Origin of the sequence: Mesorhizobium sp. M4A.F.Ca.ET.022.05.2.1, from assembly GCF_003998845.1 — a bacterium.
In the GTDB taxonomy this organism is placed as follows: Bacteria; Pseudomonadota; Alphaproteobacteria; order Rhizobiales; family Rhizobiaceae; genus Mesorhizobium.
Map to the genome: position 1 here is coordinate 1 of NZ_RZOJ01000850.1, position 395 is coordinate 395.

1 pseudogene is annotated in these 395 nt (G+C 64.1%); it reads left to right on the top strand.

The features are described 5' to 3' along the window. Nucleotides 1-395 (top strand): annotated as a pseudogene (locus tag EN745_RS35785) (malonate decarboxylase subunit epsilon); the annotation flags it as partial.

Below are 395 nucleotides of genomic sequence, written 5' to 3' on the forward strand. Positions count from 1 at the left end.
GATTGAAGGCACCGGAACCTACATTGCCAACCTGAACGCAGAAACGCAGATCGTGATTGCCGGAAGCGATGACGGGATGGCGCAGGTGGCGGCACGCGCGCTGGCAAAAGGGGCGAGCAAGGCCAAACGGCTGGCGGGAAGCGTGCCGTCCCACTGCGAACTGCTGGCGGAACCGGCGAAAAAGCTGGCGGCAGCGTTTGAGTCCGTCACGCTGGCTCGTCCACGCTGCGCATACCTGAGCGGCAGTACCGGCCGCGTGCTCTGGCAGCCGGAAAAAATCGCCGACGATCTGGCGATGAACATGGCGCGAACCGTGCGCTGGCAGGAGGCGGTGATTTCCGCTAACGAGCGTGAAGCGCGGCTGGCAATTGAGATGCCGCCAGGCGGCGTACTGA